The sequence below is a fragment of the Alterotamlana spongicola genome (genome assembly GCF_035818475.1).
Taxonomy (GTDB): Bacteria; Bacteroidota; Bacteroidia; order Flavobacteriales; family Flavobacteriaceae; genus Cognatitamlana.
Window position 1 is genome coordinate 2,535,266 of record NZ_JAYMGV010000001.1, and the last position, 16,021, is coordinate 2,551,286.

A 16,021-nucleotide genomic window follows, 5' to 3' on the forward strand; every position below is an offset into this window, starting at 1 on the left:
GGTGACTACAAACCAGCTTATTCAAGAAATAAAGAAAAAGAAATCCTTTTTGTGTATTGGATTGGATGTGGATTTAAATAAAATTCCTGAACATCTTTTGCAGGAAGATGATCCTATATTTGCTTTTAATAAAGCTATTATAGATGCCACGCACCATTTATGTGTAGCCTACAAACCCAATACGGCATTTTATGAAGCTTATGGCATAAGAGGATGGAAAGCTTTGGAAAAGACTATCAGGTATTTGAATGAAAAGCATCCGGATATTTTTACTATTGCAGATGCGAAACGAGGTGATATTGGTAATACCAGTACCATGTATGCTAAGGCATTTTTTGAAGACCTGGCTTTTGATTCCGTAACGGTAGCGCCATATATGGGAAAAGACTCGGTAGAACCATTTTTGGCTTTTGAAAATAAGCATACGATACTTTTAGCATTAACCTCAAACCAAGGTGCTTTTGATTTTCAAACTAAAACCGTTGATGGTAGAGAGGTCTATAAGCAGGTGTTAGAAACATCAAAATCCTGGAAGAATTCTGAAAATTTGATGTACGTTGTTGGAGCAACAAAAGCAGAGTATTTAGCAGATATAAGAACTATAATTCCGGATAGTTTTTTACTGGTGCCTGGTGTTGGAGCGCAAGGAGGAAACCTGCAGGAGGTCTGTAAATATGGAATGACTGAAAACATTGGGTTATTAATTAATTCATCAAGAGGTATTATTTATGCTTCCAACGGACCGGATTTTGCTAAAGCAGCAACCCAAAAAGCTCAAGAACTTCAAAAAGATATGGAGATTCAATTGAAAGGCATTTAGAGGAACCATAAAAATGATAGCTAAGGAAGCCCATTCTTATGACCTTCAAAGATCAACTTAACAGAAGCATTTATTTAAAAGGCGTTCCTAAGCGCATTGTCTCATTAGTACCTAGTCAAACCGAGTTACTTTGTGATTTGGGGCTGAAAGGCTCATTAGTGGGAATAACCAAGTTTTGTGTACATCCTTGTGACGTAAAAGCAGAAACGACTGTGGTAGGAGGGACAAAACAAATACATTTAGATAAGCTTAAAGCGCTCCGGCCAGATATCATTTTATGTAATAAAGAAGAAAATACTAAAGCCATTGTAAAGGCTTGTGAGTTAATTTCTGTAGTACATGTATCCGATATACTTTCTATTAATGACAGTTTAGAGTTAATTGGCCAGTATGGAGAGATTTTTAACAAAGAAAGAAAGGCTGCAGTTCTAATAGATACTATTAAAAATGAAATTGAAGAATTTCAAAACTTTATTAAAAATAAACCGGTGCTGAAGGTGGCTTATTTTATTTGGAGAAGTCCTTGGATGGTTGCAGCCAATAGCACATTTATAAATTATTTACTGGAACTGAATAGGTTTGAAAATATATACAAGGATAAAGAGCGTTATCCTGAAATTGAATTTAAGGCCTTAGATTCGGGAAAAAAAGTAGATCTGGTTTTATTGTCTTCAGAACCTTTTCCTTTTAAGGAATCACACAAAAAAGAAATAAAACAATACTACCCTAATGCCACAATAGTATTAGCAGACGGAGAAATGTTTTCCTGGTTTGGCTCCAGACTTTTAAAAGCATTTAAATATTTTAAAATGCTCCGATTAAATCTTTAGGCAATTTAACAAACAATTATTTAAAGAAGAAAAGTAATATTTAAGCCTGGTAAAAATAATTAATAAGAGAAGCCAATACCTTTTTTTACAAGTTCTAAGTATTTGGATTTATTAAAACTATACAAATAAGGGGCTTTATTAGCCGCTCCTGTTAATTGTTTTTCCAAACGAATAAATATATCAAGTTTTAACATTTTTCTTTGAAAATTACTGCGTTCTAATTTTTTATTCAAAAAGGCTTCATATAATCTTTGAAGATCCTGCATTGTAAACTTATTCGGAAGCAGAGAAATTCCAATCGGTAAATAATTTAACTGAATGGCAATATGTTTTAAACATGTATTAATAATATGATTGTGATCATATATTAATACAGGCAACTCATTAACAGAAACCCATTCGCATGTATCACTCAAAACATCTGGTATTGGTTTTGCTTTTTTAATATCAACCAGAGCAAAGTATCCCGTAGTAATAAATCGCTGTTCTAACCACTTGGCAAGTCTTGGATGTTCTTTTATTGTATTTTTTTCAAAGGACTCGACTTCCTTAGGAATATTTTGGTTAAGTAATTCCCGACGATTCTTATTTCCAAAGGTGTGAAATTGATTTAAAAACACATTGTCTAATCCAGATCTGTCTTTTAAAATACGATGCGCAGCTTTATCCATATCTTCATTTTTTAAAATGAAACCACCGGGTAAGGCCCACAGATCAATAGTTTTCCATTTGAGGAGTAATATTTTTAAAAGCTGATCTTCATAACCAAATATGACACAGTCTATAGAATTCCCAGGAATTAAATAATCAACAATACTGTCATTATAAAGACTCATTGAATTTTTTTTATTCATAGCATAAAACTAATGTTTTTCAAGTTTAATGTGGTATTAAATATACGGTTTTTTTATTAATGTGTGAAATTAACACATTAAAAATTGGTTAATTAATATTTTTTATTTACTATTGTATCATATTAACACAATAGGATGAAGAAAATTTTAAAAATAACCGGAATTGTACTGATTGGTATTTTAATACTATTGGTAATAATTGGAAGTGTATTTCTAATTAAAGCATCAAATTTTTCTAAGAAAAACATGAGTCTTTTAGGTAATGAGGCACCATTGATTAAGAAAGATGGAATTGGTTTTAGAGATTTAAATAAGAATGGACAACTCGATGTTTATGAAGATGTAAATGCAACTTTGGAGGATAGGGTTGATGATTTGATAAGCCAAATGAGTATAGAAGAAAAAGCAGGAACCCTTTTTGTTACCATGATTGGGGCAACTCCAAAAGGAGAACCTGTTGAGGGGCCAATATTGTCTACTGATATGCTGAGTGTGGCTATGTCTCTTATGCTGCCTACAAATTCAGAAATGATTGCAAAAAAGAAAATGAACAGTTTTAATATAATAAGTTCATTAGAAGCTAATTTGATGGCAAAATATAATAATGCTATTCAAAAAATGGCTGAACGTACCCGGCTTGGAATTCCAATAACTATTGCAACAGACCCAAGACACGGTACAGAAAATAATCCCGGAGCTTCTATATATACGCCCTCTTTTTCACAATGGCCAAGTTCATTGGGTTTAGCCGCAACAAGAGATACGGTTTTAGTACGTGAATTTGGTGATATCGCCAGGCAAGAATATCTGTCTGTTGGAATCCGGTTAGCATTACATCCTATGGCAGATCTAGCCACTGAACCACGTTGGGGAAGAAATAATGGAACTTTTGGAGAAGATGCTAACCTGTCTGCAATTATGACAAAGGCATATGTTTTGGGTTTTCAGGGAGATTCATTAGGGAAGACCAGCGTGGCATGTATGACAAAACATTTTTCCGGTGGTGGCCCTCAAAAAGACGGAGAAGATCCTCATTTCCCTTATGGAAAAGAACAAATATATCCTGGTGATAATTTTGATTATCATGTAATCCCCTTTACAGAAGGTGCTTTTAAGGCAAAGACAGCTCAGATTATGCCGTATTATGGGATTCCTATGGAGCAAACTGACGAGAATGTTGCGTTTGCGTTTAATAAATCGATTATAACGAAATTTCTTAGAGACTCTTTAAATTTTCAAGGGGTTGTATGTACAGATTGGAACTTAATTAGTGATAGTAAATTGGGAGAAGCCCGTGCTTGGGGAGTTGAAAATTTAACTCCAAAGCAACGTATGAAAAAAGTGTTAGATGCAGGCTGTGACCAATTTGGAGGTGAAAACAACCCCGAATTAATTGTAGAGTTGGTAAAAGAAGGTGCGCTTAGTGAAGAACGTATAGATGTTTCTGTTAAAAGAGTATTGCATGATAAATTTAAATTGGGATTGTTTGATAATCCCTATGTGAGCGAAAATAAAGCTTTGAAGATTGCAGGAAGCAAAACATTCAGAGATAAAGGAAAAGTAGCGCAACAAAAATCGGTTGTTCTGTTAAAGAACAAATCATTATTACCTTTAAAAAAAGGAGTTAAGATTTATGCCGAAGGATTAACTAATCCTAAAGTATTAATGGGCTATGGTTCATTAGTAAAAAGACCTGAAAAGGCAGATGTGATTTTAACTCGAATTCGTACCCCTTTTGACCCCAGATCAGAATATTTTCTTGAAGGATTCTTTCACCAGGGGAGGTTATATTATGATGAGGAAGAGAAAAAAGAATTATTAGAATTAATAACCCAAAAACCCGCTATAGTAGTAGTCAATTTAGAACGTCCTGCCATTTTAACCGAAATAGAAAAGGAAAGCAGTGCCCTTTTAGCCGAGTTTGGAGTGACCGATGAAATATTGGTAGAACTGCTTTTTGGAAAAGTAGCACCTACAGGTAAAATGCCTTTTGAATTACCATCTTCGTGGGAGGCTGTACAAAAACAATTGGAAGACCTGCCTTATGATTCTGAAAACCCATTATACTCCTTTGGGCATGGTTTAACTTATAAATAGAAGGTCTTTATAATTAATCAAATATTACTAATCAATAAACTAACTAAACAAATAACTTATGAAACTAATAAGCACAATTAGACATTGCTCTGTTAAAAAACTACCAAGAGTCTATTTGAAACTACAATTCACAGTATTACTACTAGTGGTAGTGCAAATACATGCCATTACTAACACATCTGCTATATATTCCTATCTATATCTTGTAGAAAGTACCTCTGAAATAAATGAGTTCAGCCAGCAAAATAGTATTTCAGGGACGGCTAAAGATAGTAATGGGGAGCCTTTGATAGGTGTAAATATTATTATTGAAGGAACAAGCAATGGAACGACGACAGATTTTGACGGGAATTTTGAGCTAAATAACATAGATGGTGCTAATATAACTTTAGTTGTATCATATACCGGGTATTCTACTATTAGGCAAGTAGTTGATTTTACAACTACTAATAGTCATGTACTCAATATGGTTCTAAAAGAAGAAATTATGTCGTTGGATGAAGTTGTTTTAACAGGTACAGCAAATCCAAGAAAAAAGATTGAATCCAGTGTAGCCATTACTACCATGAATGCTGTACAAATGGAGCAAAGAGTTGCCCGTAATAATGCCGATTTATTAAAAGCAGTCCCTGGCCTTTGGGTAGAAAGTACCGGAGGGGACGGGCCTGCAAATGTTTGGGTAAGAGGATTTCCGCAGGCTGGAGGTTACGGATTTGTAGGCTTAATGGAAGATGGCCTGCCGGTTTTTCAATCAGGGTATAATTCCATGCCGTCGCCAGATCAGTTTTATAAAACAGATCTTACTTTGAAAAATGTTGAAGCAATTAGAGGAGGAACTGCACCAATTGTTATGCAGGGCGCTTCAGGTGCCGTTATAAATAATATTTCTTGAGAAGGAACAAATACTTTTAACGGAGATGTAAAACTATCGTATAACCCTAATAAAAACATGAAGCGTATTGATATGGATTTTGGGGGACCAATAAGCGAAAATTTAAATTATAATATTGGAGGTTTTTACAGAGATGATAAAGGAATTTACGGATATGATTATTCAGTAAACAAAGGAGGGCAAATAAAAGGGAATTTGGTAAAACATTTTGAAAAAGGCTTTTTAAAAGTATACGGGAAGTTTATAAACGACCGTGTTAATTGGAATTTGCCCTCTCCATATATATTTAACAAAGATGGAAGCCTGGGAGAAATTCCCGGTTTTGACTTAAAGACCGGAGGAAATGCTATTGCAAAAGATGATGTTAATTATAGTTACACATTACCTGGCGGGCAAACTATAAACAGAGATCTAAAGGATGGGTTTTATACTGAATTGGCCTCTTTTGGTTTAGAGTTTAAATATGATTTAGGAAACAATTGGAGACTTAACAATAAGTTTAGAATTGATGTCATTACTCATAATAGTGATTTTGATCTCTCCACAGACGTTAGCGAATTAGATCCTTCCAGATCATATTACTATACAGATGGAAGTGCAGTAGATAATGTTGCAAATCTTAATGGAAATGGGCTTTCACAAGGAATATTTTTATCTGCTAATGATAATGAATATGACAATTTAATAAACCGTCTGGAATTTGTGAAAAAATCGGAAAGGAACGCACTTACAATTGGTTTTGAATACTTTAAGTTTAAACTAAAAACATTTAGTTCGTCGGCATTGAGCTCAAAAGAAGTAACGCAGTCACCAAGAATTTTAGTCGCAGATAATCCTGGTTCCGGAATTACATCATTGGCGTTGTTTGACCCCACTGGAGTTTCAGATGCTTATGGGGATGAAGATACATTTTCTATGTATTTATCAGATGAAATAAAGGTGTCAGATGAATTTAGAATAGATCTGGGCTTCCGTTTTGATAATAAATCACTTAAAGGAGCAAGGGCCATAAAAGAAGGAGGGTCTGTTATTACAGGGGGTAATGGCTATACTTTAGGAGCATTTGACCCATTTGATGATAAAGGGAGTAATTGGGCAGCCAGTGTAGGTTTTAACTATAAATTGAACAAAACCACAGCGTTATTTGCCAGAGGGAGCCGGGGGTACAGCGGCATAAAACTAGGTGACTATACCAATGATGGTGTTGACATTGATGCATTAAAGGAGGTTGAAGATCGTTTAATTTATCAAGGAGAAATAGGTCTAAAATATGGAGCTAGTAGTTTTGCGTTGTTCACATCATTATTATATGCATCTGTTGATAATGCATCAAGCCAAATTTTTATTCCTGCAGTAAGTGGCGGATTAATTCCTCAAAATGTTTTTTTCTCTACCAGAACCATCTCTGCTGAGATTGAAGCACAGTATAAGCTTTCTGATAATTGGTTGCTTAAATTAATTTCTACATATCAAGATGCGGAATACACAGACTTTAATTTTGTTGCAAATCCAGGAACCATTGTAGAGGGACAAGCATTTGATTGGTCAGGGAATGTTGCAGAACGCGCACCAAAGATCACAGGAGACCTTACAGTGTCTTATAACAGTAAAAAGTTTAATGCATTTATGAGTTACCGTTACTATGGAAGCCGTTGGTCAACACCGGCTAATAATGTTAAAATAAAAGAATTTGGAGAAGTGTATTGTGGAGCAGGGTATAATTTGTCTAAAAAGTTAAGTGCCAATATTAATATAGCGAATTTGTTTAATAAAGTGGCTTTGACGGCAGGTAATACCAGGGGAGATCAATTTGCTGATATTGATGCTTCAGATGGAAAACCTAGAATAGGAAGAAGGAACTTCCCATTTTCATTATTTACAAGCTTGAAGTATAATTTCGGCAAATAATTTTTAATTAAAAAACATAAGCCCTCACTGAGTAGATATGAATTGAAAGAAGATTTATATCTGCTGAGGGTAATGTAAAAGAAAATGAAAAAGCATTAAAAACACTTCTTAAAATATGGAATGTATTTATTAAAAGTTTAGGTTATATAATTGCTATTGTTATAGTTATTGCTCTGTGCTTCTTTTATATTTGGATTCCGTTTAAAGTAAATGCATACAAACCTGCAACTCCTACTCACTTAACACACAAGTTATCCTATTTAAAATCTCTTAAGAAGAAAGGATCTAAGCGACCTAATATTATCATTATTTTGTTTGATGATTTAGGTTATGGAGATTTGAGTTGTTATGGTAACCAACTTATTGAAACACCCTGTATAGACAGTATTGCCAGTCATAGTGTGAAAATGACTAATTTTTATTCAAGTTCGCCAGTCTGTACACCTTCAAGAGTAGGGTTGCTAACAGGAAGATTACCTTTAAGAGCAAAGGCAGGAGACCATGTTTATATGCCGGAAGGTCATGTGGGATCAAAATTTAGAAAATTTATGGGGAAAGCAAATGAATTGCCAAGAGATGAAATACTTCTTCCTGAAATTTTTAAGGCAGCCGGATACCAAACGGGGATGCTAGGCAAATGGCATTTAGGAGATGTTAAAGGGCATTTACCCAATGATTTTGGTTTTGATTCATATTATGGTGTTAGATATAGTAATGATATGCTACCACTTCATATTTATAGAAATGAAGTTATTGAAGAAGAAGATAAAACTAAATTAGTAAGTGGGGCTTCTTCTTATTTTGATCCGGAATCTCCATTGAAAATAGCAGGGATTGATCAAACACAGTTAACTGAAAAGTACACTAAGGAAGCTGTTAAGTTTATATCAAAGCATAAGGATAAGCCTTTTTTCCTGTATTTTGCTCATTCATTTCCACATGTGCCACATTTTGCATCAAAAAATAATTCAGGACAATCAAGAGGAGGGTTATATGGAGATGTTGTTGAAGATTTAGATAGGAGTGTACAGACCGTAATGGAGGCTATAGCAGATAATGGGCTTGAAGAGAATACCTTGGTATTCATAACCAGTGATAATGGGGCTGATTATAATGGAAGTTCAGGAGGTCTAAGAGGGAGAAAAACCCAAAGCTATGATGGAGGTCAAAAGGTCCCAATGATAGTCAGCTGGAAGAATAATCTACCAAGAGGTTTGGTTACTGGAGAAATGTCTATGAATATAGATGTATTTCCAACAATACTCAACTTACTTGATCTTCCGTTACCTAAAGACCGTGAAATAGATGGAAAAGATATCATGCCGGTTTTGAAAGGCAAAAATTCTCCGCATCAAGAGCTATATTACACGAGTGCATGGACTGGAGAAGTAAAAGGAATTAGAAATAAAAGCTATAAATATCATACAGGAGGCTTTAATGCTGTTCCAGTATTTAAAGGCTTTGGAATGGTGCAAACCGTGAAACCACAATTGAGTGATATGTTATTAGATAATGAATCTCATAATTTAATAAAAAAATATCCTGCTATAGCCAAGAAAATGAAAGAGAAGTTAGATCGGAAAACAGAAGCGTTAAAATTGAACCCAAGAGGATGGATTGGGAAATAAGATATTGTGTGTGATGATGATACATACATAGCATGCCGTAGTTTTACGTGCTACATGCTTACTTTATCAAATCATATAAAGGTGAATGAAAAAAGCATAAGAAGATGGCTTCCAATACTACATTTATACCTGTAGACGGAGATTATATTTGAGGTTTGGATTTAGATTTAATAGGCGTTGTTTAAATCTTCAGAATAATCAACTTTTGTAGTATCATCTACAAAGTTTGTGATTCTGTTTTCCAATTCTTTTAAACTTAAAAGTTTGCTTAGGTTGGGCTTAATTTTTCCAACTCTACAAAATTGAGTGTTCATAACGTTCTTTTTCTTTATATAAAGTACGGGTAAATACCTTATTTAGATGTCATTAAAAGGTTAAAAAATGATAAATTTATATGGTAACTACGGCTACCTCTCTGTGTAAATATTTTAATCCATTAAGCTTGTTAAGTAATTTCATAGCCTGATACTCTAAAATATCACTTAAGGCAGCATCTATTTGCCTGAAATTATAAGCTTGCTCTATGAGTTGCTTATACTTTACTTTAATTTTGTTTTGTTGAATTTTTATATGTGTATCCATATCATTGATTTTTATATATAAAATACGTGGGAACTCTGGCTTACAGACTTCAACAAAAGGTTAAAAAAATGATAAAAAATTAAATAACAGATTTGAGCTGTTCTCTGTATAGGTATTTAAATCTATTAAGTTTATCCAGTAGTTTAATGGCGTTATACTCAGAAATATCGCTTAGAGCAGAATCTGTTTGACGAAAATTATAAGCCTGTTCAATAAGGGATTTATATTTCTTACTGAGTAAGTCATGGTTGTTTTTTATGTCGTCAATTCTTTCCATTTATGACTGATAAACAAGTATTTAAATATACATTTTTTATTTGAATTTTTAAAACAAAATGCTAAGGAATTATATGGTTAGTAAGGCGTTTATTACTTTATTTTGATAATGTTATGTTAATCAGCATGAGAAATTTGTGAATTTTGTTAGCTTTAGATACTAACCAAACCGGATTTTATTATGAGGCAATTTTTGAACTTAATATTAATTTTATTCATTGTGTTTATTGGAAGTGCTCAAAATGATGATTGTAAATGTTGTACGGTAAAGCATGGCGAATTTGACTTTTGGATAGGAAAATGGACGGTTACAAAACCTGATGGTAGTTTGGCTGGAACCAATACCATTGATAAAATTCAAGGGCAATGTATTTTAAGAGAAAATTGGGTAAGTGCACAAGGCCATTATACCGGTACCAGTAATAATTTTTATAACAGTTCCTCCCGGCAATGGGAACAAATTTGGATTGATAATCAGGGCGGAAATTTACATCTAAAAGGAAATAGAAAAGGCAACCAAATGATACTAAAAACGGCTGTCTCAAAGAATAAAGATGGAAACCCATATTTTCATAAGGTTACATGGACTTTAAATAATGACGGTTCAGTGCGTCAATATTGGGAAACAATCACCAATGACACAGAAGTAACGGTAGCTTTTGATGGCTTATATAAAAAGACCGAATAACAGATGTTTTTTTATCTCTATTAATCCTGTAAAGCAAAGACCTTTTGTAATAACTCGGTTGTCCTTGAGGATAGTTTCGTTCTGATTTCTTTTTCTTCAACGGCAATCATGGTATACACCCCTTTTAAAGCTTCATCCGTTACATAATCTGTTAGATCAGGATTAACCTTGTTTGTAAAAGGAATACTGTTGTATTTGTTAATTAAGTTGGTCCAAATTTTATCGGCACCAACTTTATTGAAAGAACCTTTAATAACAGGATTAAACTTATTGTAAAGCGCTGTCTGTGTTTTTGAGGTTAAGTACTGTGTTGCCGCATCATCATCTCCAATTAAAATGTTTTTAGCATCAGAAAAGGTGATACCCTTAACGGCATCAATAAAAATAGGAGTTGCTTCTTTTACGGCATCTTCAGCGGCTCTGTTAAGAGCTTTTAAACCTTCATCGGCTAAGCTTTCTAAACCAATATCTCTTAAAGCTTTGTCTACTTTGCGTAGCTCTTCCGGTAATAAGATTTTTACCAAATCGTTCTTATAAAAGCCATCGGCTTGGGTAAGTTTGCTTACTTGTTTTTCAATTCCAAAATCCAGAGCTTGTCTTAACCCGGAGGCAATTTCATCATTACCAATAGCTATGCCTCCTTGAGGTAGTTGGTTAACAACTTGTTGTAATTCTGCACATGAGCTAAGGCTAAAAATTAAGAATAAGGTAAAAAGTTTACGGACCATAGGTATTGGGTTTTAGGTTTATCAAATGTATTATTCGTCTATTAAGACACGAAACAAATTGTGGTTGTCACAATATTAAGTATATTAATTTGTTCTTCAGGGTTAATATTAAGTGAAAATTACGGTTTTATTATTGTATACCATCACTTTTCTGTCGGCATGTAGTTTAACAGCATTGGCTAATACGACTTTCTCCAGATCTCGTCCCTTTGTAATTAAATCTGTGATCTCATGAGCATGGGAAACACGAGTTACGTCTTGTTCTATTATTGGACCGGCATCAAGTTCTTCTGTGACATAATGGCTTGTAGCTCCTATAATTTTCACACCACGTTTGTACGCAGAATGATAAGGCTTTGCACCAACAAAAGCCGGTAAAAATGAATGGTGAATATTTATAATTTTATTAGGGTATTCACTAATCAGTTTTTCTGAAACAATTTGCATGTACCTTGCCAGAACAACAAAATCTATTTGATGTTCTTTTAACAACTGTAACTGCTTGTTTTCTGCTTCCTGTTTGGTGTCTTTAGTCACCGGAATATGATAAAACGGAATATTGAAACTATCGGCAATAGATTTTAAATCATTATGGTTACTGATAATAAATGGAATTTCTAAATTAAGCTCTCCTGAATTATATCTGCCAAGTAAATCATACAAACAATGATCGTATTTAGAAATGAACAAGGCCATTTTTGGTTTTTTTTCTGAGGAATAGACCCGCCATTTCATATTGAATTTTTCGGCTAAATCACTTTTAAACATCGCTTTAAAAGCGTTGGTTGAAAATGACTCAGATTGAAATTCACTTTCTAAACGCATAAAAAAGATATTCTGCTCTCTGTCAACGTACTGGTCTATGTAAACAATATTCCCCCCCTCTTTAGCAATGAAATTGGTGATAGAGGCTATAATGTTTGGTTGGTCTTTACAGTGTATAAGTATTGTAATTTTATTCATAAGAATATGATAACTTTAATCGCTCAAAATTAGCTTAAAAAAGTCTAAGACGGGATCTTGATAATAATTTTAGATAATCATAAGTAAATGATTTATTTTTTTGAATATTTCGTAAATTGCAATGCAAAATCTGAATAATATTTACGAATGATACAACAAAAACCTTATAAGTCTGAGCATAAAGTTCGCATAGTTACCGCAGCTTCACTTTTTGACGGTCATGATGCTTCAATAAACATTATGAGGCGTATTATACAGGCAACAGGGGTAGAAGTGATTCATTTAGGACATGATAGAAGCGTTGAAGAGGTCGTAAATACAGCTATTCAGGAAGATGTGAATGCCATTTGCCTGACTTCATATCAAGGGGGGCATAACGAGTATTTTAAATATATGTTTGACCTTTTAAAAGAAAAAGGAGCAGAGCATATTAAAATTTTTGGTGGTGGTGGTGGCGTCATTCTTCCCTCAGAGATTAAAGACTTAATGGATTATGGCATTGCACGAATTTATTCACCAGATGATGGTCGTGAAATGGGGCTTCAAGGGATGATCAATGATTTGATAAAGCAAGCTGACTTTGCTATTGGCAATGCATTAGATGTTGATTTGGTTGATTTGAAAAATCAGGATTTCGGTAAAATAGCCCGGGTGATTTCTTCAGCTGAAAATTTTCCGCAAGTTGCTAAGGAAACTTTAGAAAAAATCCATATTAAAAACAAAAACTCAAATACGCCGGTATTGGGTATCACCGGAACTGGCGGAGCAGGTAAGTCCAGTTTGGTAGATGAATTGGTTAGGCGGTTTTTAGTTGACTTTCCTAAGAAAACGATAGGTATTATTTCTGTTGATCCTTCAAAAAGAAAAACTGGAGGTGCTTTGCTAGGAGATAGGATTAGAATGAATGCTATTAATTCTCCCAGAGTGTATATGCGAAGCCTGGCAACACGTCAGTCTAACTTGGCCCTTTCAAAGCATGTTAATGAAGCTATAGAGGTTTTAAAGGCAGCTGAATTTGATCTTATAATCTTGGAAACTTCCGGCATTGGACAGTCTGATACTGAAATTATCGAACATTCTAATGTGTCACTTTATGTTATGACCCCTGAGTTTGGTGCAGCTACGCAATTGGAAAAAATTGATATGCTTGATTTTGCGGATTTAGTAGCCATTAACAAATTTGATAAAAGAGGCGCGTTAGATGCCTTGCGTGATGTAAGAAAGCAATACATGCGTAATAATAACCTTTGGGATGTGCCCCAGGATCAATTGCCAGTGTTTGGTACTATAGCTTCTCAATTTAATGACTCAGGAATGAACATGCTTTATAGGGCGGTTATGAATAAGTTAGATGAAATGCCTGAGATTGATTTAAAATCAAGTTTTTCCGGTTCTAATGAAATGAGTGAAAAGATTTTTGTTATTCCTCCTTCCAGGTCCAGATATTTATCAGAAATAGCAGAAAATAACAGAACCTATGATAAAAAAGCCAAAAGCCAGATTGAAGTTGCACAAAAACTTTATGGTATATATAAAACGATTTGCCTAGTTGTTGATATTCCAAAAGAAGATGAACACATCTATTTAGGGGAATCTGGGTTAGGTCAAGATGAGATTTTGAAACAGGTTAAGGATGACAGAAAGCCATTTTTAAGCCTTCTCCTTTCAGAATTTGACCAGATGAAAAAGCGTTTGAAACCAGGTAATTGGGACATTATTACAGTGTGGAATGAAAAAGTTGAGAGGTATAAAAACCCTATTTATACATTTAAAGTCAGAGATAAAGAAATAAAAATAGATACACATACGGAGTCTTTATCACATACACAAATCCCTAAAGTTGCTTTACCTAAATATGAAGCCTGGGGAGATATTCTCAAGTGGAGTCTTCAGGAAAATGTACCTGGTGAGTTCCCATTTACATCGGGGCTGTATCCTTTTAAAAGAACAGGAGAAGATCCAGCCAGAATGTTCGCCGGTGAAGGTGGGCCGGAACGCACTAATAAGCGATTTCATTATGTAAGTACCGGTTTGCCGGCAAAACGATTATCTACAGCCTTTGACAGTGTGACCCTTTATGGTAACGATCCGGATTACCGTCCTGATATATATGGTAAAATTGGAAATGCTGGTGTGTCTATTTGTTGTTTAGATGATGCAAAAAAGTTGTATTCCGGTTTTAATTTGGCAGATGTTATGACATCGGTTAGTATGACCATAAATGGCCCGGCTCCCATGCTATTAGGGTTCTTTATGAATGCAGCTATTGATCAGCAATGTGAAATTTACATTAAAGAAAATAACTTAGAAAAAACCGTAGAAACAAAAATAGAAGAAATTTATAAGGGCAAAAAAAGACCACAATACCAAGGTAAATTACCGGAAGGGAATGACGGCTTGGGGTTAATGCTTTTGGGTGTTACGGGAGATCAGGTATTGCCTGAACAGGTTTATGAAAATATTAAGGAAAAAACGTTAACCCAGGTTAGAGGTACAGTACAGGCTGATATTTTAAAAGAAGATCAGGCACAAAATACCTGTATATTTTCAACAGAATTTGCCTTGCGTTTAATGGGAGATATACAGGCGTATTTTATTGAAAACAACGTTAGGAATTTTTATTCGGTATCCATTTCAGGGTACCATATAGCAGAAGCTGGAGCCAATCCGGTTACGCAATTGGCATTAACTTTATCAAACGGATTTACTTATGTTGAATATTATTTGAGCAGAGGTATGGATATTAATAAATTTGGTCCTAACCTGTCTTTCTTCTTCTCAAATGGTATTGATCCGGAATATGCTGTTATTGGACGTGTAGCTCGTAAAATTTGGGCTAAGGCAATGAAATATAAGTATGGAGCCAATGATAGAGCCCAAATGTTGAAGTATCATATTCAAACATCGGGACGTAGCCTGCATGCTCAGGAGATTGATTTTAATGATATTCGTACTACACTTCAAGCACTATACGCTATTTACGATAATTGTAACTCATTACATACTAATGCTTATGATGAGGCCATTACTACACCAACAGAAGAATCTGTACGCCGGGCGATGGCTATTCAGCTTATTATTAATAAAGAATTAGGACTAACAAAAAATGAAAACCCTACTCAAGGTTCATTTATTATTGAAGAACTAACTGATCTGGTTGAAGAAGCGGTATTATTGGAGTTTGATAGGATTACAGACAGGGGAGGTGTATTAGGGGCAATGGAAACTATGTACCAGCGTAGTAAGATCCAGGAAGAAAGTCTGTATTATGAAACCTTAAAGCATAATGGTAAGTTTCCTATTGTTGGCGTGAATACGTTTTTAAGTAGTAAAGGCTCTCCAACGGTTTTGCCTGCTGAAGTTATTAGAGCCACAGAAGAAGAAAAACAATTACAGATCAACACCTTAAAACAACTTCATGAGCATAACAATACAGAAGGGCTGTTGAAGCAATTACAGAATAAGGCTGTTAATAATGAGAATATCTTTGAATCATTAATGGAAGTGTGTAAAGTCTGTTCTTTAGGTCAAATTACCAAGGCTTTATTTGAGGTAGGTGGGCAATACAGGCGGAATATGTAAATTGGTTATTCAAGTTTATTAAACATAAAACGTTCTCTTTTAGGGTTTTGATGGTGTTTTATCTTGTTTTTTTACAAAATAAAACACCTTATAGACGTATATATCCCATTAAACTAGTTTTTTTTACCATTTTTTTAATTCAGGGAATCTAGGTGTAAATTGATATAAGGCAA

General features: G+C 34.4%; 14 protein-coding genes. 8 read left to right on the forward strand and 6 right to left on the reverse strand.

The window, feature by feature from the left end; translation table 11 throughout:
- The first annotated feature begins 1 nt into the window (after position 1).
- Together pyrF and VOI54_RS10940 are read left to right on the forward strand one after the other, a co-directional pair.
- Positions 2–820, forward strand: a complete 819-nt coding sequence (gene pyrF, locus VOI54_RS10935) for an orotidine-5'-phosphate decarboxylase (RefSeq protein ID WP_326282826.1) — start codon at positions 2–4, stop codon at positions 818–820.
- 38 nt (positions 821–858) lie between these two features.
- Positions 859–1,650: an ABC transporter substrate-binding protein gene (locus VOI54_RS10940; RefSeq protein WP_326282827.1), complete on the forward strand. Its 792-nt coding sequence runs from the start codon at positions 859–861 to the stop codon at positions 1,648–1,650.
- A gap of 59 nt (positions 1,651–1,709) precedes the next feature.
- Here the strand turns inward: VOI54_RS10940 and VOI54_RS10945 are convergent, their stop codons facing one another.
- Complete coding sequence (locus VOI54_RS10945; RefSeq protein ID WP_326282828.1) at positions 1,710–2,486, reverse strand: NUDIX hydrolase; 777 nt, start codon at positions 2,484–2,486, stop codon at positions 1,710–1,712.
- Between the two features lie 153 nt (positions 2,487–2,639).
- Between VOI54_RS10945 and VOI54_RS10950 the strand changes: the two genes are divergently transcribed.
- The 4 genes from VOI54_RS10950 (at position 2,640) to VOI54_RS10965 (ending at position 9,029) form a co-directional block, all read left to right on the forward strand.
- Entirely contained in the window at positions 2,640–4,601 is a 1,962-nt protein-coding gene (locus tag VOI54_RS10950) for a glycoside hydrolase family 3 protein (protein ID WP_326282829.1), read from the forward strand.
- Positions 4,602–4,659: 58 nt separating this feature from the next.
- Positions 4,660–5,493, forward strand: a complete 834-nt coding sequence (locus VOI54_RS10955) for a Plug domain-containing protein (RefSeq protein WP_326282830.1) — start codon at positions 4,660–4,662, stop codon at positions 5,491–5,493.
- 57 nt (positions 5,494–5,550) lie between these two features.
- Positions 5,551–7,401 (forward strand): TonB-dependent receptor domain-containing protein, encoded by a 1,851-nt coding sequence (locus VOI54_RS10960; protein ID WP_326282831.1) that lies wholly within the window; start codon positions 5,551–5,553, stop codon positions 7,399–7,401.
- 305 nt (positions 7,402–7,706) lie between these two features.
- Positions 7,707–9,029, forward strand: a complete 1,323-nt coding sequence (locus tag VOI54_RS10965; RefSeq protein WP_326283157.1) for a sulfatase-like hydrolase/transferase — start codon at positions 7,707–7,709, stop codon at positions 9,027–9,029.
- 167 nt (positions 9,030–9,196) lie between these two features.
- Here the strand turns inward: VOI54_RS10965 and VOI54_RS10970 are convergent, their stop codons facing one another.
- The 3 genes from VOI54_RS10970 to VOI54_RS10980 form a co-directional block, all read right to left on the reverse strand.
- On the reverse strand, positions 9,197–9,343 hold the full coding sequence (locus VOI54_RS10970) for a hypothetical protein (RefSeq protein WP_326282832.1): 147 nt from the start codon (positions 9,341–9,343) through the stop codon (positions 9,197–9,199).
- Between the two features lie 76 nt (positions 9,344–9,419).
- Positions 9,420–9,611: a Lacal_2735 family protein gene (locus VOI54_RS10975; RefSeq protein WP_326282833.1), complete on the reverse strand. Its 192-nt coding sequence runs from the start codon at positions 9,609–9,611 to the stop codon at positions 9,420–9,422.
- A gap of 79 nt (positions 9,612–9,690) precedes the next feature.
- Positions 9,691–9,888: a Lacal_2735 family protein gene (locus tag VOI54_RS10980; RefSeq protein WP_326282834.1), complete on the reverse strand. Its 198-nt coding sequence runs from the start codon at positions 9,886–9,888 to the stop codon at positions 9,691–9,693.
- A 180-nt stretch (positions 9,889–10,068) separates the two neighbouring features.
- On the opposite strand from VOI54_RS10980, the gene VOI54_RS10985 reads away from it, so the two are divergent.
- Positions 10,069–10,575 carry a hypothetical protein gene (locus tag VOI54_RS10985; protein ID WP_326282835.1) on the forward strand — a complete coding sequence of 169 codons (507 nt, stop codon included), beginning with the start codon at positions 10,069–10,071 and terminating at the stop codon, positions 10,573–10,575.
- 20 nt (positions 10,576–10,595) lie between these two features.
- Here VOI54_RS10985 and VOI54_RS10990 read toward each other — a convergent pair whose 3' ends face one another.
- Both VOI54_RS10990 and purU read right to left on the reverse strand, forming a co-directional pair.
- A complete protein-coding gene (locus VOI54_RS10990) occupies positions 10,596–11,303 on the reverse strand; it encodes a DUF4197 domain-containing protein (protein WP_326282836.1) in 708 nt (235 codons plus the stop codon).
- Positions 11,304–11,411: 108 nt separating this feature from the next.
- Entirely contained in the window at positions 11,412–12,266 is an 855-nt protein-coding gene (gene purU, locus VOI54_RS10995; protein WP_326282837.1) for a formyltetrahydrofolate deformylase, read from the reverse strand.
- A gap of 147 nt (positions 12,267–12,413) precedes the next feature.
- On the opposite strand from purU, the gene VOI54_RS11000 reads away from it, so the two are divergent.
- Positions 12,414–15,848 carry a methylmalonyl-CoA mutase family protein gene (locus VOI54_RS11000; protein ID WP_326282838.1) on the forward strand — a complete coding sequence of 1,145 codons (3,435 nt, stop codon included), beginning with the start codon at positions 12,414–12,416 and terminating at the stop codon, positions 15,846–15,848.
- The last annotated feature ends 173 nt before the right edge of the window (positions 15,849–16,021 follow it).